Source organism: Acinetobacter sp. LipI_19 (assembly GCF_058242925.1).
This window is the reverse complement of sequence record NZ_JBZAYK010000001.1, coordinates 434,030-454,458: the sequence shown is the minus strand read 5'-3', so window position 1 is coordinate 454,458 and position 20,429 is coordinate 434,030. Positions and strand designations below refer to the sequence as shown.

The 20,429-nt window shown below is 39.7% G+C and carries 15 protein-coding genes and 1 pseudogene; 6 read left to right on the top strand and 10 right to left on the bottom strand.

Annotated elements, in window-relative coordinates:
• Positions 1-25: 25 nt before the first annotated feature.
• Genes folE2 through AC4CVF_RS02215 form a run of 3 tightly spaced genes read left to right on the top strand, consistent with a single transcriptional unit; the run spans position 26 to position 2,884 of the window.
• Positions 26-928: a GTP cyclohydrolase FolE2 gene (folE2, locus tag AC4CVF_RS02225; RefSeq protein ID WP_490788830.1), complete on the top strand. Its 903-nt coding sequence runs from the start codon at positions 26-28 to the stop codon at positions 926-928.
• A 50-nt stretch (positions 929-978) separates the two neighbouring features.
• Positions 979-1,539: a gamma carbonic anhydrase family protein gene (locus AC4CVF_RS02220; RefSeq protein WP_336951878.1), complete on the top strand. Its 561-nt coding sequence runs from the start codon at positions 979-981 to the stop codon at positions 1,537-1,539.
• On the top strand, positions 1,529-2,884 hold the full coding sequence (locus tag AC4CVF_RS02215) for a dihydroorotase (protein WP_490788829.1): 1,356 nt from the start codon (positions 1,529-1,531) through the stop codon (positions 2,882-2,884). Before AC4CVF_RS02220 ends, AC4CVF_RS02215 begins: the two co-directional genes overlap by 11 nt.
• Before the next feature lie 74 nt (positions 2,885-2,958).
• Here AC4CVF_RS02215 and AC4CVF_RS02210 read toward each other — a convergent pair whose 3' ends face one another.
• A complete protein-coding gene (locus AC4CVF_RS02210) occupies positions 2,959-3,657 on the bottom strand; it encodes a type 1 glutamine amidotransferase domain-containing protein (RefSeq protein ID WP_490788828.1) in 699 nt (232 codons plus the stop codon).
• 91 nt (positions 3,658-3,748) lie between these two features.
• On the opposite strand from AC4CVF_RS02210, the pseudogene AC4CVF_RS02205 reads away from it, so the two are divergent.
• A pseudogene (locus AC4CVF_RS02205) lies at positions 3,749-4,162 on the top strand (MerR family transcriptional regulator).
• A gap of 251 nt (positions 4,163-4,413) precedes the next feature.
• Here the strand turns inward: AC4CVF_RS02205 and AC4CVF_RS02200 are convergent.
• From AC4CVF_RS02200 to AC4CVF_RS02180, 5 genes are all read right to left on the bottom strand, one after another.
• Complete coding sequence (locus tag AC4CVF_RS02200; protein ID WP_490788827.1) at positions 4,414-5,652, bottom strand: NADH:flavin oxidoreductase/NADH oxidase family protein; 1,239 nt, start codon at positions 5,650-5,652, stop codon at positions 4,414-4,416.
• Between the two features lie 209 nt (positions 5,653-5,861).
• Positions 5,862-6,692 carry an alpha/beta fold hydrolase gene (locus AC4CVF_RS02195; RefSeq protein WP_336951882.1) on the bottom strand — a complete coding sequence of 277 codons (831 nt, stop codon included), beginning with the start codon at positions 6,690-6,692 and terminating at the stop codon, positions 5,862-5,864.
• 401 nt (positions 6,693-7,093) lie between these two features.
• The gene (locus AC4CVF_RS02190; RefSeq protein ID WP_151956364.1) at positions 7,094-8,287 is read right to left on the bottom strand and encodes an LLM class flavin-dependent oxidoreductase; all 1,194 of its coding nucleotides are present in this window, start codon (positions 8,285-8,287) and stop codon (positions 7,094-7,096) included.
• Between the two features lie 17 nt (positions 8,288-8,304).
• Complete coding sequence (locus AC4CVF_RS02185; RefSeq protein ID WP_490788826.1) at positions 8,305-10,632, bottom strand: TonB-dependent receptor; 2,328 nt, start codon at positions 10,630-10,632, stop codon at positions 8,305-8,307.
• Between the two features lie 270 nt (positions 10,633-10,902).
• Positions 10,903-13,515 (bottom strand): TonB-dependent receptor, encoded by a 2,613-nt coding sequence (locus tag AC4CVF_RS02180; RefSeq protein WP_336951884.1) that lies wholly within the window; start codon positions 13,513-13,515, stop codon positions 10,903-10,905.
• A gap of 283 nt (positions 13,516-13,798) precedes the next feature.
• On the opposite strand from AC4CVF_RS02180, the gene AC4CVF_RS02175 reads away from it, so the two are divergent.
• Positions 13,799-15,388, top strand: a complete 1,590-nt coding sequence (locus AC4CVF_RS02175; RefSeq protein WP_490788825.1) for an ABC transporter substrate-binding protein — start codon at positions 13,799-13,801, stop codon at positions 15,386-15,388.
• A gap of 324 nt (positions 15,389-15,712) precedes the next feature.
• Here AC4CVF_RS02175 and AC4CVF_RS02170 read toward each other — a convergent pair whose 3' ends face one another.
• The 4 genes from AC4CVF_RS02170 to AC4CVF_RS02155 all read right to left on the bottom strand — a co-directional run bounded on the left by AC4CVF_RS02170 (position 15,713) and on the right by AC4CVF_RS02155 (position 19,037).
• On the bottom strand, positions 15,713-16,117 hold the full coding sequence (locus AC4CVF_RS02170) for an ExbD/TolR family protein (protein WP_004717481.1): 405 nt from the start codon (positions 16,115-16,117) through the stop codon (positions 15,713-15,715).
• The gene (locus AC4CVF_RS02165) at positions 16,117-16,857 is read right to left on the bottom strand and encodes a MotA/TolQ/ExbB proton channel family protein (protein WP_490788824.1); all 741 of its coding nucleotides are present in this window, start codon (positions 16,855-16,857) and stop codon (positions 16,117-16,119) included. The genes AC4CVF_RS02170 and AC4CVF_RS02165 overlap by 1 nt, the downstream gene beginning before the upstream one ends.
• A 27-nt stretch (positions 16,858-16,884) precedes the next feature.
• Positions 16,885-17,712 (bottom strand): energy transducer TonB, encoded by an 828-nt coding sequence (locus tag AC4CVF_RS02160; protein ID WP_490774363.1) that lies wholly within the window; start codon positions 17,710-17,712, stop codon positions 16,885-16,887.
• A gap of 191 nt (positions 17,713-17,903) precedes the next feature.
• Positions 17,904-19,037 (bottom strand): LLM class flavin-dependent oxidoreductase, encoded by a 1,134-nt coding sequence (locus AC4CVF_RS02155; protein WP_490788823.1) that lies wholly within the window; start codon positions 19,035-19,037, stop codon positions 17,904-17,906.
• Between the two features lie 316 nt (positions 19,038-19,353).
• Here AC4CVF_RS02155 and AC4CVF_RS02150 point away from each other — a divergent pair, with 316 nt between their 5' ends.
• On the top strand, positions 19,354-20,427 hold the full coding sequence (locus AC4CVF_RS02150) for an ABC transporter substrate-binding protein (RefSeq protein WP_419820139.1): 1,074 nt from the start codon (positions 19,354-19,356) through the stop codon (positions 20,425-20,427).
• Positions 20,428-20,429: the final 2 nt, after the last annotated feature.

The window sequence follows — 20,429 nt, the reverse complement described above, 5'->3', positions numbered from 1 at the left end:
TATTTCAACTTAAGCTATTCCCCCTATGAATCTTGTTCTTCCAGATGTTTCTGCTGAATACTCACTCACAAGAAGCTATCACTACCCGCTCGATTGGGTCGGTATGGAAAAAATCGCGCTTCCGCTTTATCTAGAAAATAGTCTTTGTCAAAGCCAAGTGAATGCTTATGTCAGTTTGGATGATGTGTTTGCCAAAGGTATTCATATGTCGCGCTTGTATACGCGACTTTTGAAATTGAGCACGATCAAAAATCTAGCTCTACTTGATATTAAAGATGCTTTATTGGATTTCTTAGCCAGCCATAAAGATTTATCAGCACATGCCAAAATCGAAATTCATAGTGAGCTTTATATCGAGCGCCCTGCCTTAGTCAGCCAATTGTCTGGCTGGAAAAGCTATCCTTTTGTGTTGTCCTGTCAGCTTTTAAAAGATGATTTTTATGCTGAATTAAAAATCGAAATTCCCTATTCATCTACTTGTCCTTGTTCCGCAGCACTTGCCAGAAATATCATCCAACAAAGATTTGCAACCGCATTGGAAAATCATGAAATTCAGTTAGACCCGCAAGAAATCCTCAGTTGGCTAAATAGCACAGATGCAATTGCAGCAACGCCTCACAGCCAAAGAAGTTTTGCTCAGTTAAATTTCAAATTAGATCAAAACATTCAGTATATTCCACTGATTTTATTTATTAATCAGGCTGAACAAGCCTTGATGACACCCGTACAAACGGCGGTAAAACGTATTGATGAACAAGCCTTTGCTATTGCAAATGGTCAAAACCTGATGTTTTGTGAAGATGCCTTAAGACGCTTGTATACCACATTTATCCATCATCCCAGTATTCTAGGCTTTAACTTTAAGGTGATTCATGCGGAAAGTTTACATGCCCATGATGCAGTTGCTCAGGGTGCCTGGCAATGGTAATGCCTTATCTTCCCTCCCTCATTGTTTAACTTATTTAAAATGGTCTAGTCATGCTTAGAAAAAACCCATCTGGTGATCTCCCTGTTATAAATCAATCAGCCTATGTTGACCAAACCGCAATTATTTGTGGAAAAGTCATTATCCATGCCAATGTCTTTATTGGTCCTTATGCAGTGATCAGAGCAGATGAAACCAATGACGCAGGTGATATGGAACCCATCATTATTGGTGCAAATTCCAATATTCAAGATGGTGTCGTGATTCACTCCAAAGCCGGGGCAGCAGTGAGCATTGGTGAAAATTCTTCAATCGCACATCGCTCTATTATTCATGGTCCCTGTGAAATTGGACATCATGTTTTTGTTGGCTTTAACAGTGTGTTATTTAACTGCAAAGTGGGTCATCACAGCGCGATTCGTCACAATGCCGTGGTTGATGGTCGTGATTTACCCGATCATTTTTATGTACCTGCAATGAGTTATATCAACCCTAAAACTGATTTAAAGCAATTTCCACCCATTGATATTTCAATCAGTGAGTTTTCAGAAAGCGTTGTCAGCACCAATATCAAACTGGTTCAAGGCTATAAGGCATTGCACAATGAGTTTTAAAAATTCGCCCAATCTTATTATTCGTAATGCCAATATTGTCAATGAAGGCAAGCAGTATTATTCCGATGTACTGATTCGACATGGACGGATTGAAAAGATTCATCCTAATATTACAGGGGCTTATCCTGCGAAAAATATAGAGGCTGAAGGTTCGTGGCTAATTCCCGGCATGATTGATGACCAAGTTCATTTTAGAGATCCCGGCGCAGCGTATAAAGGCAATATTGCTTCGGAATCAATGGCAGCAACGATTGGTGGAATTACTAGCTACATGGATATGCCAAACACCAATCCAGCCACCTTAACTCTAGACACTTTGACCCAGAAAAAGCAGATTGCAAAACAACATAGTCGGGCCAATTATGCTTTCCATTTTGGAGTCAGTGCCCATAATTTAGATATTATTGAACAACTTGATCCTAAATCAATCAGTGGTGTTAAAGTTTTTATGGGTGCTTCTACGGGTGATATGCTCGTCGATGACCCTAAAGTTTTGGAACGTTTATTTGCAAATGTTCCAACAGTTTTATTGACCCATTGCGAGTTTACCCCTGCCATTAAAGCCGAAGAAAATTTCTATTTTCAAAAATATGGGGAAAATATTCCAGCTGAAATTCATGCTCAGATTAGAAATAAACATGTTTGCTTTGAAAGCTCAAAATTAGCGGTATCTTTGGCCGAGAAATATGCCACACAGTTGCATGTTTTACATATCACCACCGCGAAAGAACTGTGTTTTTTTAAAAATCTGCCTTTAAATCGAAAACATATCACAGCAGAAGTGTGTATCCATCATCTCAGTTTTGATGATGCCGATTATGCTACTTTGGGTCACTTAATTAAATGTAATCCCGCCATTAAAACCCAGCAAGATAAAGATGCTTTGATTAATGCCCTTGCCAACAGTAATCGGTTGGATATTATTGGTACTGACCACGCACCACATACTTGGGATGAAAAACATCAATCATATTTTTATGCCCCTTCTGGCCTACCTTTAGTACAACATGCGTTGCCTGCACTGATGGAGCTAGTTGCAGCAGGTAACCTGAGTATTGAAACACTGGTTCAAAAAACTGCTCATCAAGTGGCAGACTTATTTAGGATCAAAGACCGTGGTTATATTCGAGAAGGTTACTGGGCTGATTTAGTGATTCTTAAAGAAAATCAACAGCACATTGCAGTGAAAGATCAAAAAAACTATATGAAATGCAATTGGACACCATTTATACATAAAACACTTGCTTATGAAGTCAGCACTACAATTGTTTCTGGACAACTTGCTTGGCATCAACAACAACTGTTTTTGAATTGTCAGGGACAGCAACTAGAAATTGACCGTTAAATTAGCAAATAAAAATTACTGACGTGGTTTTTATCTAAGTTAAGGATGCCCAATTGTCTAGACTTATTAAGTGTTTAAGTTGCTTGATTTTCTAAAGCATCGATGATGGCTAAAGCCGTACGACGTGCAGAAAATGGATTTTGTCCTGTGATTAAGTTTTTATCTCTTACCACATAAGGTGCGAAGGGAATAACTTTCTTATCATAATTTGCACCATGTTCTTTGGCCAAATTTTCTGCATTATAAGGAACAATTTTTGCAACTCCTGCAACGACTTCCTCAAGCCATGCAAAACCCGTCAACTTCTTACCATCAATCAGATATTGACCATTTGAAAGTCGTACATTGAGCAGCCCACAATAGCCATGGCATACACTGGAAACAATAGCGCCTTTTTCATAAATATTTTTAGTGATTTCTTGTAGCTCAGGATTGTCTAAGAAGTCCCACATCACCCCATGACCACCAGTATAGTAAATCACATCATAATCTTGCCAATTGATCTCTGAAGGCTTTTTGGTATTCTCAAGAAGCCGCATAAATCCTGGATCATTTTTCCGTTTTAATACCGATTCATCGGTAACAAAACGTTCTAACGATTTTGGCTCAATAGGAGAGTTTCCACCTAAAGGACTAACAATATCTTGAATATAATTGTACTTTTCGAACTCATCATAAGCATGGGTTAATTCACCTAACCATAATCCTGTAGGTCGCTTTATCTGATTATATTCAGCGATGTTCGTCACAATGTGTAATATACGTTTCGACATGATTAGCCTCAGCTTTTAAGTTATTTCTGATCTTTCTTTTAGCTTACTATAAGCCTAAAGTTAACTTTAATGTCAAGTGGAAATCAGTAAAATGAATCTTAGCGAGTTATCCAAACAGAGTGATTTGAGTACCCCAACGGTTCGTTATTATGAACAAATCAAAATATTTCCTAAAGCAAAACGTAAATCTAATGCTTAATATAAATATAGCGACAATGACCTAAAACAATTATTTCTAATTTAGCAAACTCAACAAGTTGAATTTTCATTGACTAAAATCAAAGCTTACCTGCCTTCAAATGTAGGCAAATGGAATCAGGATATTCTAATTGGATTACTCGAAAGTAAAATCAAAGACATTGAATATCTAGAACAAAAGTTGTTGATCAGTAAGCAAAACCTAGGCAGCATGATCACTGCAATCAATAGTAAGCCTGACGAAATCGCCTGTGAAGAAAACGCCAACCGTTTACTGAATCTCTATTATGCCAATGATAAATGTTAAAAATTTCCATGTTATCGGAAAATCATAAAAGCGATTGAGCTTAAATCTCACTTTAAGCTCAGGATTGTGCATAGGTCATTGATATGTGATCTATGATTTTCAAATATTGAAGTCTGCAAAACTGTTTGATCAGTATTCTCATCATTACTTTTAATGAGTGATCATACCTAAACATCTGGTAAATCCTCTTCGAGCCACAGCTGTAGTACAATCTGTCAGATCAAATCCAATATCTAAACAAAGCACTGTACTTAAGCTGAAGGTGAATACTGATGCATACGTTTTTTATACTGACGTGTGCGGCATGTCGTTTCTGTTTGTTGTAATATCAAGGCCCATAAAGGTGAAACTTTAGGATTCGGTGTTTTCCCATGGCTGAGTTTCCGTAACTGGAATTTAACTGTTGCCATATTGGCAAGTGAAGCTAATGTTTTATTTTCCCAGCGAATCGGTTTCAATTCAGGTGCGATATTCTGACCTTGTCTCCATTTGTTGGGTAAGTTAGGTTCGATTGCCAAGCCTGTTGCAATTCCTACCATATCGATCCCACTGTCAAGGACTTGTTCTGCAACGGGTTTACGGCGAATACCACCAGTCACCATAATCGGCATATGGACAACCTTGCCAATCTCTTGAGCAAATTCTAAGAAATAAGCTTCACGTGCCAAAGTCCGTCCATCTCTGGCTTGGCCTTGCATAGCAGGTGCTTCATAACTCCCCCCTGACAATTCAACCAAATCAACCGACAGATCATTTAACATTTTAACTACTTGCTGAGCATCTTCAGCACTAAAACCACCACGTTGGAAATCTGCAGAATTCAGTTTAACAGCAACTGTAAATGTTGATGACACCACCGCACGTACTGCTTTGACGATCTCAATCAAAATACGCGCACGATTTTCCAATGAACCGCCCCATTGATCTTGACGTTGGTTGCTTAAAGGCGAAAGGAACTGACTGAGTAGATAGCCATGAGCTGCATGAATTTCTACACCGGTAAATCCCGCTTTTTCACCCAAATATGCGGTATGGGCAAAACGTTGAATCACTTCGTCAATCATGGCCTGAGTCATTTCAATTGGAGTATTAAAACGATCTGACATTTTACCTAAATCTAAAGCCACAGCAGAAGGTGCCCACGTTGACTGACCTAAATTTGACTGCATTTGGCGACCTGGATGGTTGATCTGCAACCATGCTTGCGCGCCTTGAGAACGTGCGATTTGAGCCCAACGTTTGAAGTGCGCTAAATGCTGTTCATCTTCCAAGACCACCCCACCCGGTCCTGTCATCGCACGACGATCCACCATCACATTACCGGTAATGATTAAACCGACCCCACCATCTGCCCATGCCTGATACAAATGCATAAGCTCTTCTGATGGTGCATGATTGAGATCTGCCATATTCTCTTCCATCGCAGCTTTTGCAATACGATTTGGAATCTGAGTACCATTAGGTAAAACTAATTTTTCAAAGACGTTCATTTTTATAGCCTCATAGAGTATGGACTTACTTTAAGATTAAAGCTCACTTTAATGTCAATCCTTTTTTTGCATTTAATTTTTATTATTTTAAGAACTAATTTTATTTAAAGACTTACATCAGAATAAAATGGTTCAATGCTTTAATAGCAAAAAAATAGAGGCCGCAAGGCCCCTATTAATATTCTGTTTTTAAATCAAACGACAACTGTTCACTCGCGAATAAACGCCAACAAATCTGGATTAATCACATCTGCATTAATGGTTAACATACCATGTGAATATCCTTTATAGGTTTTTAACCGGCCATTTTGAACCAGTTTGGCAGAAAGTACCCCTGAGTTTTCATAAGGTACAATTTGATCATCATCTCCATGCATGACTAAAACAGGCACTGAGATTTTTTTCAAATCTTCGGTAAAGTCAGTCTGTGAAAATGCAACAATTCCATCATAATGCGCTTTTGCTCCACCCATCATGCCCTGACGCCACCAATTCAATACGATGGGTTCCGAAGGTTGAGCATCTGGTCGGTTAAAGCCATAGAATGGCCCCGCTGGTAGATCATGATAAAACTGAGCACGATTTTTAAAGAGCTGATTCTGTAAGTCATCAAAGACTTCTTTGGCTAAGCCTTGCGGATTTTTTTCCGTTTTCACCATAATTGGAGGTACAGCACTGACCAATACGGCCTTTGATACATTTTCCTCACCATGACGTGCGATGTAGTGAGCAACCTCACCACCACCAGTAGAATGTCCAATATGCACTGCATTTTTAATACCCAAGTGTCTGACCACTTCTGCAACATCATCGGCATAGTGGTCCATATCATGACCATCCCATACTTGACTTGAACGTCCATGTCCGCGACGATCATGTGCAACTACACGAAAACCTTCATTTAAAAAAAACAATAACTGAGAATCCCAGTCGTCTGAGCTTAATGGCCATCCATGATGAAAAAATAATACTGGGGCATCTTTCGGTCCCCAATCTTTATAAAAAATATCAACACCATCTTTTGTCGTAACATATGCCATGTTAATTTCTCCTGTGTATGATTTACACTTTGAATAACTTATTGCTGTTCTCATTAATGTCAATAAATTACAATGTTTGATACGATTCATATGGACCGTCATTCTATACTAGGATTAAAGTTAACTTTAAGGTCAATGCTTTTGGTGATTTTCTGATAGCAGAAATGTAAATCTATAAAAAATAAAAACACGCAAATATCAGTATTTATCATTGAAAGAAAACAGCTTTATTTTTTATTCAAGATTGTTGAGGCTTTATGTCGTTACATAATTTAAACCATTACAGATTTTCTGTTCAAAGTTTCAACGACAACCCGCAGTATTTTTTATCGGTATAAAAATGAATATAAAAAAGCCAAGACTGGCTTAAAAATCTTGGCTTTAACATCTTGCAATGGAAGTTAGGCGATACGATATTTTGCCTCTTCAGAAATACGCTGTAATGCCTGACGCTGTTTTTTGAAATAAGGTAAAACATGTTCGCCAAGGCGATAAGCTTCTTCTAAATGTGGATAGCCCGCCAAGAAAAACAGATCAATCCCAATACTATTATATTCTTGAATCCGCTCGATAATCTGCGAATAACTTCCCACTAAAGCAACACCGGGTGGAATGCCAATATAGCCAAAGCCTGACCAAACATTGGGATGGATAAAGAAATCATCAACGTTTTTACTGCCTGCTTTTTCACTGTATTCTTTTTCAAAACTCAATACACGCGCCGATCTCAAACCTGCATGTGCAGCAGACGCATGTAAGCGTTGTTTTTCAGCAGCTTCATCCAAATAGCGTTGTGCCTCTGCCAAAGCTTCTTGTTCGCTACGGCGTGCAATCGTATCAATGGATAAGCCAAATTTAATATTATCTCGCCCATATCTTGCGGCACGTTTACGCACATCTGCAATCAATTCGGCAATTTCACTGGGTTTTTCAGCACGCATTAAATAATAATCAGCATGCTTTGCACCAAACTCACGGGCAGCTTCAGACGATCCTGCCGTACAAATGATCGGTAGTTCAGCTTTATTCAAAGGATATTTTAAACCGCCACCTTCTGCAGAATAATATTTGCCCTGGTAATGGAATGATTCGTTATACCAATACCCTTTCACCACATCTAAAAATTCAGTCGCACGGATATAACGGTCATCGTGTGGGGTAACATCTCCAACTTGGCGCTGAATGACCTCAGAGCCGCCATTGATAATATTCCAGACCAAACGATTCCCAGTCGCGCGCTGATACGTTGCTGCACTTTGTACTGCATTATAAGGACTAAAATGATAAGGCTGGAATGCAGTCACAAAGTTTAAGCGTTTGGTTTCTCTTGCCAATAAGGAACACACTGTCCATGGTTCTTCACCTGTAGGTGCATTCACCATCAGCGCACCTGCAAAACCGTTGATTTCAGCCGCGCGAGCCACTTGGCTAAGATAGTCGATATAGGTAAAGTCATCACCAACTTGGTAGTTTGATGTCGCACCAGTATTCTCTACACCCGCCACACGTGACCAATCACCACGATTCCTTGGATCGCCTGCTAAGTACTCTGCTTCACCGTGTAGTGGTAGACGGGTAAAAAATTCAATTCCCATGAGGTTCTCCGTATAACTTAGAATTTAGCAGTAAGAGAAACACCAACTTGGCGTGGGTTTCCATAAGTTAGAACATATTGTCCAGCGGGTCCATTGGGACGACCATGTACTTGATATTCTTCATTCAATAGGTTTTTAACATAGGCATTGATTTGGTATTTATTATTAGCACTATGGTAGCCAACATTGGCATTCCATAAGGTATATGCTTTTTGGCTTAAGATTGGATCTACCGAATAGTCTTGACGGTTTACGAGGAAAAATTCACGATCACGGTAGCTGGCATCTGTACCTACAACAACACGAGCACCGTCATTGAGATTAAAAGTATATTCTCCACCCAGACCGACGGTGTATTTTGGCGAACGGACTAGACTGTTGCCTGTATTATCTGCATTAACCACATTGGTTACCGGGTTTTTATCGACGAAATCGGTATATTCGCTGTCAAGATAAGCACCAGCAAAACGTAAACGTAGATTTTCAGTCACTGAATAATCTAATTCTAATTCAGCACCTTTAACTTCAGCTTTTGGTCCATTGGCGAGAACAGAGGTCACACCGCCACCTTGTCCCTCTGTTGCAACCAGTAAATTGGTTTGAATATCTTTATAGTCATAATAAAAAATATTGGCATTTGCGATTAAATCTCCGTCCAATAACGTAGACTTTAAACCAAGTTCATAACTATTTAAGTATTCAGGATTCACGTCGGCAAGTTGGGTTAAACTGCTGGATAAACCAGTGTTAAATCCACCTGAGCGGAAACCGCGTGCGAATCTAAAATAAGTATTTAAATTAGGATTAATTTCATATTCTGGGGTGATGTCATAGGTCAACTCATTCCAAGTTTTATTGCGACTTGTTGACCCATTTGCATTTGGAGTTGGGTTATAAACTGCATTGCTATAGCCATCTTTTTTCCACCAACTGCCTTTTGTATAGTCTCCCGTTGTGATCTGAGTCAGATTGAGATCAATATCTTTTTCTTCACTGGTCCAACGTAAACCACCTGTCACTTTAAATTTATCTGTAAATTTATAGGTACTGTTACCAAAAAATGCAAAACTTTGAGTGGCTTGATTATAGGTTATATCTCTAAATGCTGGCGTAGATGCAGTTTGAGAAGCAGCGCCATTTGGCAATGTTTTATTGATACGTGCACTGACTCCAGTGGAATCTAAATCCTCATTGAAATAATGAAATCCTGCAATCCAGCTTAAGCGTTTTTCAGCATCAGAAGCGATGCGGAACTCTTGGCTATATTGACGCCATTCATTATCACTATAGCTTCGTGCAACATCATAAGGAGTGTAATCACCATCTGAAATCGACTTTTGTGTGGTCTTATCAAAGGCAGTAATCGAAGTAAAGCTATATCCGCCCCCCAAATCCCCAGTTAAAGTTAATGAAGCACCATCATGCTGAATCTTATTGTTTTCGTCTAAATCTAAATTGGTGTCTCGCCCTTTAGGTCTTTCATAAATACCCCAATATTTACCAACACTTAAGGAACCATTACTGCCTAAACCATTATAAGTTTGGCTGTGTAGATTGACCAAGGCATCCCATTCATCATTGATTTTGCCTAGCACTTGGAAGCGAAAAGATTTTTTATCCACGTTGCCATAATCTTCACCATTGGCAATATTCTTTGCATATCCGTCACGATCTTCAGAGTAAAAAGCCCCACGCACCGCAACATTTTCCGAAATTTTGCCGTTTGCTGCACCTTCAAATGTTCGTAGGTTGTGGTCCCCTAAACCAATGGTTGCATATCCATTGGGTTTATCTAAAAAATTAGGCTTTTTAGAAATATAATTGACTGCACCCGCTGTGGTGTTTTTCCCATAGAGCGTGCCTTGTGGACCACGTAAAACTTCTATACGCTCTAAATCAAACAAGTCACCTGCACCTGCAACTGGCGCATTTAAATAAACCCCATCTGCATAAACGCCAACAGGAAATACTGTCGATGCAGCCACATCTCCCGTACCTAGACCACGAATATACCAACGTGGACGACTATCCCCATCTGGGTTTTCAGCTGCAGCATTTGGTGTATAGGTTAAAACATCCCCAATAAAAGTAGAACCTTTCGCTGCCAAGTCCTTGCCCGAAACAGCAGTAATTGCAGTTGGAACTTTTTGAATATTTTGCGCCCGATATTGTGCAGTGACGATCACATCACTTAATTTTTTGACATCTTTGGCTTTTTCAACCTGTGCTTGTTGTGCTGGTGTAGGCTCGATCTCTTCATTTGCAATAGCCAGTGTTGAAACACTCGCCGTTACGCCCCACATAGCAGTTAAAATACTCTGCCTAATTTTTGTAACCTTAAACATGCTGACTCCATTTAAATAAATCTATTCTTGTTATTGGCAACTTTTGTGCCATTCTATTTATTTAAATATTTTCAATATGTTATATAAAAAATCATAAAAAAAATATTTATTTTTGCTGATAGATAGACATTTTTAATTGTCGTATTGTTGTTATTTCAACATTTTGCTGTTTTTTATTTTTAATGATATCTACTAAGAATAAATTTATAAAAAAGCCATACAAAAGTATGGCTATTGGTTAAATCAAAAGAAAATAAAAATCTATTTAATTTAGAATTTATAGCTAAATTGTCCTTGTACCGTCAATGGACGCATTGGCTGTAAAAACTCGCTATTTGCACCAGCTAAACCATTTACGAAATTACGTTCATTGGTCAAATTAAGAATATTTAAGCCTACTGTCCACTGCGGTTGACGATAATAAAGTCCCAAATCTAAATTATAATTATTGGGTACCTTTACGGTCTGACTTAGATTGGTATACCAGTTACTTGTCCACCAGCCCGATAAGTTTAGTCCAAAACCTGACTGGTGCTGATAGTCCACATAAGCACTTGCAGAATATTTAGGAATGCCTGCTGCATCATAACGTCCTGCTTTGCGTTGGTTTAAAGCATTGCTATCGCCCCATACCGTCGCATTGTCTGCATGGAAACCAAAAGGTGAAAAACCAGCCGGAATAATGGAAGAATATTCAGCATTGAGATAGGTTAAGTTTGCCCCGATCGCGATATTTTTTTGTAGCTGCCAACGTAATGACGATTCAAGGCCTTTGATTTCAAAACGCGCCATATTACCATTGGTATCAGGTGATAAATCGCGCTTCTGTTCAAAACCACTGAGCGTTAACAGAAGTTGATCAGTGATCGGCTCGTATTTAACTCCCACTTCTTTTAATTCACTTTGGCTGTCAAAAGCCAAAGGATTTAGCTGATTTCCAGCGCCCCAAATTAAAAATGGACCAAATACACCTGTATTCAATGCTGTACTTTTATCATAAGTAAAATATAGAGTACTTTTTTCAGTAGGTTTAATAAAGGTACTGGCTTGATAGCTGAGCAAACTGTATTTATTGGAATCTGAGCGGACATCTGTAGGGACTAAAACCAGTGGATTCTCTAATTTGGCTTTTATAGAACTGTGGTTAATTCCCAGATTAATCCCAAAAACATCATTAAAGGTAAAATTTTGCTGTGTAAATACGCTGTAAGTGTCCCAAAAGCCTGTTCCTGTATAAACTGCACCACCTCCATTGGGAGGAAAACCGCCTTTTTCAGCATATAAGCCATGACCCACAGGGTACATTCGAGGTAGATTTAAATAGCCAAAATACTGCGAATACTGTGGAACACCAGCCTGCCCAATCCAGCTTCCAGTCGAACCGCCATGATTGACCAACCCCAATAAATCTCCAGGGTTTTTCTGTGATGGATCATTGGTTAAATCATAAGGATTGATATTAAAACTATTGTTTGCTGCGAGAGAGGTAAATTTCTCATGCCGATAAGCGCCACCTGTACTGCTTTTATTGTTGATTTTGACACCCAATAGCTCAAAGTCATGATCGCCTAAAAACTCTAAGCGGTTATCCAATAATTCATGGTCCAAATCGGTAAAGAAACTCCCAACAGAATCACCCAAATCACGACTCTTTTGATATAGCGTACTATTGGCCACAGACCAATTTTCATTGATATCTTTGACCAGTTTAAATTGTGTGCTAAAGCGCTTTGCACTGTTTTTATCTTCGCTCCGACCAGAAACATCATCATCTAATTTGACCAAGCCATTGCCTGCGATTGATGGATCATAGACCCAGCCTCGAATTGTACCCGCTTGATCAGCAGTGGAACTTGGCAAAGGAGAAGTCTGTACTGGACCTACAGCAATATATTGATTTTTGTCATTCTTCTGCCGAGTTTGCCAACCAATCACTTTAGAGTGAGCTGCACCAGACTCAAAGACTGGAGACCAAAAGTTTGAACCGTTTTGAATAATCGGGGTCGCTCTGCCTTTATAGTAAAGCCCTTGATCAACGGATTGTTGTGTCGCTCTGTTCCAACCATGCGTCACATTAAAATCTGAATAATCGTCATAACTGATATTCCAGTCAACCCGCAGACTGTCATCTGGACGCCAAGCCAAAGCACCATAAAATGCATTAAAATTATTTTTTACATTGTCATAATAGTCATCTGTTCGTTGTGCTGTTGCACTGACACGAAATGCCAATTCTTTAGAAATAGGTGCAGTATGATCAATACTGACTGAGAAATTAGGCTCAGCACCTTGCCCTGCATAAATTGAACCCACTGATCCCGAAATCGTAGTTTGTGCTTTATTAAAATTCGGTTTTTTGGTGAGATAATTAATATATCCCCCTGAACCTGAGGTCGGTGCAAAAATTACTCCCGTTGGTCCCGCAACAATATCAGCAGCTTCATAGGCATTTAAATTGGTCGGATGTCGGGTACTGTATATTCGTTGGCTATCTTGAAAAACTTCGGAGTTTTGACCTCGTATTTGTGGCGCGAAATTGGCATTTTGCCCACCTCCTCTGGTGATACTTGGAGCATACTTAACCAAATCATCTGCACTACGAATAACATCTTCACGAAACTGTTGTTCTGATACTTGTGAAACGACACGTGGGGTATCTAGCACAGAACTATCCGTTCCATAAATCGAAGTGACTTTACGCTTGGGAAGAATGGTAGCTTTTTTATTTGCCCCTGTCACCACAACATCAGCTAAGGTAATTACATCACCATCAGAATCCTTGGCTTGCTCTAAGGTTTCTTCAGCAAAAATAGCGCATGGAAAAATTGCCCCAAATAGCCCTAGCGCAATCACCAGTGGCTGTAATTGAAAGTTCTGTTTCATATCACACTCAGTAAAATAAATTTACACTGCGTTACGCAAAGCCTATGCCAATCTTTAAATAGGCAAAACTCAAATATAAGACATTGATTTTTATTAATTTTAAATAGCCTTCATTGATATACAACTTTTATGCATGTTTATTTTTTCAACAGAAATGCTGAAAAAGCAACAGTGACAAAAAACACAATGCTTATAATTAATTGATAAATATTAGAAAAATATAAAAAAGAATTGGCATTCATTGTGCAATCTCCTCTGGATACGTTCTAACTGAGTATTTTTAATGACACATGAAACCTTGTTACTCTCACGTCGAAAATTTTTAACCCAGAGTCTTACTGCGCTCGGTGGCTTTTCTTTAATCAGTGGTTTATCTGCTTGTGGACAATCTCCACAACCTAGCGCTGACTCCCAAAGTTCACTTTCCAGTACCCCTAAGCATGGTGGAACAATTCGATTAGGGCTGATTGGTGGACAACAATCAGGTAGCCTTGACCCTCACCTTTCAGCTTCAGGAAGTGGGATTACCCGTGGATTTGCGATTTATAATAAGCTCTGGGAGTGGGACGAAAACATGCTTCCTCGTCTTGCTTTGGCTGAATTTGCAGAACCTAATCATAATGCCAGCGAATGGACCATACGACTGCGTAAAGGTTTAGAATTTCATCATGGTAAAACCGTCAGCGCAGATGATGTCATTTTTTCATTGCAACGTTTAACAGATCCAAAGCTTGCCTCACCTTTTCGGAATCTTGTGCAATGGATTGATCGTGATCGTATCCAAAAATTAGATCAATATACGGTACGCATCCCTTTTATTAGTTCAATTGCTGGCTTTGTTGCGCTGCCTGAAACTTGGGTCAATTTTGGTGGTATTGTCCCCACTGATTTTGATCCCATTCATAACCCTGTGGGCGCAGGTCCTTATAAAGTCAAAGAATTTATCCCCGGTCAACGTTCAGTCTTTACTCGGTTTGAAAACTATTTTAAAGCAGATCGGCCTTATGCAGATCGTTTTGAAGTCATTGACTTTAAAGATCAAGTTTCTCGACTAAATGCATTATTGGCAGGACAAATTGATCTTGCAAATGCGATTTCACCTGAATACATTAAAATTTTAGAGCAAGCAAAACATATTCAAACGGTTCGTTCTCAAACCAATACCCACAATAGTTTTGACTTTAATACTCAACAGGCACCATTTAATGATCCCAAAGTCCGCCAAGCATTTCGTTTAATCGCCGACCGTCAAGAGCTGATACAACGGGGTTTAAACGGTCAGGGACGCATCGCCAATGATCTATATTCTCCACAGGATCCAGCATTTCTAAATTTGCCACAACGTCAACAAGACATTACGGAAGCCAAGAATTTATTGGCTCAAGCGGGCTTTAAAGATGGCTTAAGCGTTGAACTGATTACCCCCGTTGGCAACGCCCAACCTGCCCTAATATTTGCAGAACAAGCAAAGAAAGCCAATGTCAGTATTCGGGTCAAACAAGTTGATTTAGCTACCTTTAATGGACCTGATCGAAGTAAATGGCAATTCTCCAGTAATGCAACCAACGTGGGTACACCCTATTTATCCACTGCTGTAGTGAATGATGCGCCAATTTCAACAACCAATCGTGTCAACTTTAAAGACCCAGAATATAGTGAGCTGTTTTATAAAGCACTGGCTGAACCCGATTTAGCCAAGCGTAAAGTGTATTTGGCTCAGGCACAAAAAATTCAACATGAACGCGGTGGAATGCTGATTTGGGGTTTTAGCCATAGCATAGATGCTGCATCGAAACAGATCGGAGGATTAGCGGCAGAACACACTATTTTCCCAACGTGGCGTTTTGAGAAATTATGGACCGATCAAGCCTAAAATAAAATTTGCAGAGCCTTAACACCAGCAAGCATCTGCTGTAGTCAGCGATCTTGTGACTTTTCAAGGACGAAAAGTCAATCCAGTATGGGGCTCTGATGATGCATCCCGACTATTGCTACCCAACACAACGACCTTAATGTTGCTGATCAAAATCGTGAATAACACATTCATTTTGTACATATTCAGTTTATAAAAATCAGGCTTATATAAATCATGCTTATACAAAGCAATAAAATTTGAACGCTGTTTTAATTTTAACTACTCATATTTTTAGGCACTAAAAAAGCTGCCGTAGCAGCTATTTCATTCAGCATCCAAAGACTACTTGGGTACGGTAATCACAGATAATTTTTCTACCCCTACTCGCTCAATACTGGCAAGTAATTTTGCAACTGTTCCATAAGGAATGGTCTCATCGGCATTTAAATTCAAAGCCAATTTAGGGTTACTGTTTTTACGTGACTGAATCTCTTTTTCAAAACTTGCCAAAGTTACTTTATCCTTGTCAAGGAAGATTTCTCCTTGCGGATTAACACTAATGACAACCGCTTTATTCTGATCCGTTGACTGCGTCGGTGCAGCCTTGGGTAAATTTACTTTCACGGTATTGGTTAACAGGGGTGCTGTAACGATAAACACGATGAGTAAAACCAGCATCACATCAACCAATGGCGTAATGTTAATTTCACTCACCACATCATCTTCTTGGGAGGTTGAAACGGCCATTATGCAAACACTCCTTTTTCTTTGACTTCTTTACTGGATGCATCATGATTGACTACAGTATTTCCAGTGGTGTTTTTTGGCTTAGTGACAGGTAACTGAAAACCGGCTTTTTGATTTAAACTGACAAAATCAGTGGCAAAATCATCGAGGTCTGCACCGATGGTTTTAACTTTACGTATGAAATAGTTATAAGCCAACACAGCGGGTACCGCCACAGCAATACCAATACCTGTAGCAATCAAGGCCTCACTAATTGGCCCTGCAACCACATCCATACTTGCATTACCTGAATGTGCAATGGCCTGTAAAGCATGAATAATCCCAAACACTGTTCCAAATAGTCCAATGAACGGTGCATTATTGCCAATCGAAGCCAATAATGCAGAACCTTTTTCCAATTGACGACGTTCAGTTAAAATTTGCTTGCGTAAATGACGCTCTAATAAATCCTGCCGACTCCAACTGTTTTGCAAATCTTGATGAGTCTTTTCATCTGCCTCAATCAAGGTTTGAAAACCGGCATTTGCAACACGGGCTGTAGGGCCTTCACCTTGTTGTGATTGAGTCACTGCCTCAGGCAAATTTTTGGCTTTCCAAAAGGCTTCGACAAAGACCTTACTTTGCTTGCTGGCTTTCTGTGTCTGTACCACTTTAACCACGATCAACACCCATGTGACGATGGAGAAAGCAACCAATAACCAGATTGTGCCGTCATGGATCAATGAATTTATGTCTGTCATGTAGATATCCTCTTAATTTAAAATAGTTTATTTCGGTAATTGATAATGAATTGGAACATCAACCCAACCTTCGACAGGTGTTTTACCTTTTAAGGCCGGTGAAAATTTCCATTGCTTTACTGTTCTTACAGCCGCACTGTCTAAAAGTTTTTTGCCGCTACTTTGTTTAACCGTTACACTATCTGGGCTACCGTTTGGCAATACTTTGACCCTTAAAATCACCGAGCCTTCCCAACCACGCTCTAAGGCCTGTTCAGGGTACTCTGCTGCAGGGTTGCTTAGATAACCTGCATACCCCTTGGCTTCTGTCACAGGTAAATTGTCATCAGCAGGCTTCACTGGTTCTGCTGTTTTTGGAGCAGGTTCAGCGCTCAGTTTTTTGCTTACAACAGGTTCCTCAGTTTTTTGAACTGTGTCTTGCGCAATGGGTTTTACAATCGGTTTGGCTTGCTCCACAGTTTTTTGAACAGGTTTCGGCTGTTCAATAGGTTTCGCAATCGGTTTTGGTTTTTCGACCACAGGCGGAATTTTGGGTTTTTGCGTCACTGGTGGAATTTTAGGTTCAATGACTTTAGGTGGTTCCACTGGTTTGACAATTTCAATCACCACGGGTTCTGGCTTTGCAATGTCCAAAGCTGGTGTCGGTAATTGTTTTGCGATATACCAAATACCCAAATGTGCTGCTGCAACCGTAATGATCGCGATCCACAATTTATTCAATTTTGCTGGAGGTGATTGACTCACATCCAAATGATGTCGTGTAAATGGGTCTGATATGCCAGTTGCAGTTGAAGCAGATGCATATTGCCCAAATAGCAACGCCCGCTGATGGGGATTAAATATTCGTTCACTCATGGCAATTTAAACTAAAAAATAAAATACTGTATTGAAAATTGCACAAGTCATGCCAACAATATAAGCTACTAATTTTTATAAATTTAATTAAAAACACTCTTCGATTTGTCAGCAAAGCTGTTGGTTTTAAGACAGTTCTATGCTGTTGAAACAACAAGATCCCTCTGATATCTCAAAGGGATCTAAACTTATTATTTTAATTTATATCCAACCAAGGGTAAGACTTCTTCAGCAACCCGATATGCTTCTTCCAAATGTGGGTTACTGGCGAGAATAAAATGCCCAACACCAATGTCGATATATTCTTGTAAGCGCTGTGCCACTTGTTCATAGCTCCCCACTAAAATACAGTTTGGCCCACCCCTTACATTTGACGTACCAGCCCAAACATTTGGACTGACAAATAAGTCTTCAAAACGATTGCCTTGTGCTAAAGCCTGCTGACGTTTTGCACCAACCGACTCAGTATCTTTACGTTCAAATGCATTGCCATCAACAGCAATGGTTTCATACATCTGTTTAAGCTCTTGAAATGCTTGTTCCTGTGTGGGGCGTGCCAAAATATCAATACGCATACCAAACTTTAGCTTATGGTCTGGGGTATTTTGTGCAAGAAAGGTTCGCGCCTGTTCAATCACTTTTTTTTGCTCTTCAACGGGTTCACCCCAAGTTAAATGGATATCGGCATGCTGACCTGCAACTTGCAGTGCCGCTGGACTTGCTCCCGCTAACCACAAACGAGGAACGTCATATTGATTCATTGGGTATTTCAAACCACCTTGTTCAACATGGAAAAACTTTCCATCATAGTCAAAAGGTGCCTGATGCGAATACCCTTTTACAAACTCTAAAAATTCATTGGTTCGCGCATAGCGCTGATCATGTTCAATAAAATCACCATAGGCACGTTGCTGTGCCCCACCGCCACCTGAAATCACGTTCCATTCGACCCGTCCCTGACTGAGACGTTGCAAACTTGCTGCCATTTGGCTTGCGTATGCAGGATGAATAAACCAAGGTTGAATCGCAATCAATAGTCGGAGTCTTTTGGTTTCTCTTGCCAATGCCGATGCCAGCACCCACGGTTCTTCAGTATGTGGAAAAGCAGGAATCAATGCGCCGTGAAAACCCACGATATCTGCGGCTTTTGCTACCTGTTGTACATAATCATAGTAGGCAAACAATTCATCTTGATGTTGAGGTGCCACACGTTGAGGGGATTGTACTGCTGGGCCCAACTGGTTCCATTCACCTCGTGTATGTAACTGATGTGCTCGACGACCATCCCCATGTACAGGGATTCTCCATAAAAATTCAACAGACATAATACTTCTCAATAATTTAAAGGTTTTACACGCTATCGTGAGTGATACAACTCATGAGCAGAAACCATGCCGTTTTTTATGCAATATTGAATTCATCTATATTGTTGTTTTATCTAAATATTATAAAAACCCAGCTAAACATGGTGTTGAAATTTCAACACTTATCCATCCAATACTGTCGGTTTCACAACATAACCTGTTTAATCCATTCAAATAGCACCAATCATAAAAACATAACAAACTGATTTATATAAAATAATTATTTTGGCTTGGTTCTTGCTCTATCCCCCTTATATTTCTAGATTTTTATGATGATATGCGTATTTTTTCTGGTCTTTTTTTAAGTTTTAGTCTTTTAGGATTGGTTGCTTGTGGCGTACAAAAAACCGAAGATCCAAACCAAAGTAAAACCAGTCCACAACAGCTTCGTATTGCGGTTGTGGCCAATGGAACTTCTGGCGGTCTGGACTTTATTGGTGTACCACAACTTATTGCACAGGACCCCATTTTTCTAAAAGCATTAAAGCAGAAAAATATTGAATTAAAGTGGGAACCTGTAACCACTGCGGCTGTGGCCACCTTAGTCAATGAAAGCTTTATCAACAATAAAATTGATTTTGCTTTTTATGGCAATCTTCCTGCGGTAGTACTCAATGCCACTGGTGTTAGAACACAAATTGTCGTCCCTGGCGGAGTCGGTAATAATGTTTATTTGGTGGTTCCAGCGGATTCACCCATCAAAACCATTGAGGACCTCAAAGGTAAAAAGATTGCCTTACATCGTGGTCGTCCTTGGGAAATTAATTTTGCTCAATTGATACAGAGCAAAGGTTTAAAGCTTAAAGATTTTCAAATCATCAATCTCAATCCACAGGCGGGAGCTGCTGCTTTATCCGCTAAAAGCGTCGATGCATTTTTTACCTTAAGTGATGCGCTCACTTTACAAGATCGCCATCTTGGCAAAATTATTTGGTCATCGCAAAGTCTACCCGCTGACTGGAAAATGCGTGCTGAACTATGGGGACGCAAGACTTATCTGGATCAACATCCAGACACAACCCAACTGCTTGCTGATGCGACAGTACGGGCAATGCAGTGGATTTCACAGCATCAAGATGAATTCCAACAAAGCCAAACCAAATTTGGTCAGCCTCTAAGTGTGATTCAACGCGAAAGTCAAAATACCAGCAGTAACTGGCAACAAGATTGGTCACCTGAGTACCAAGTGGATTTTCTTAAACAGCATTATGCAAAAGTCATCGACCATGCTGTAAAAAACCAATTGATTCAAACGCCAATCAAAGCTGAAGAGTTGCTCAATGCTCAGTTTACCAGTCAAGCCATTCAAAATTTACAACCACTTGATATTCAACATAAGCAAGGAAACTAGGT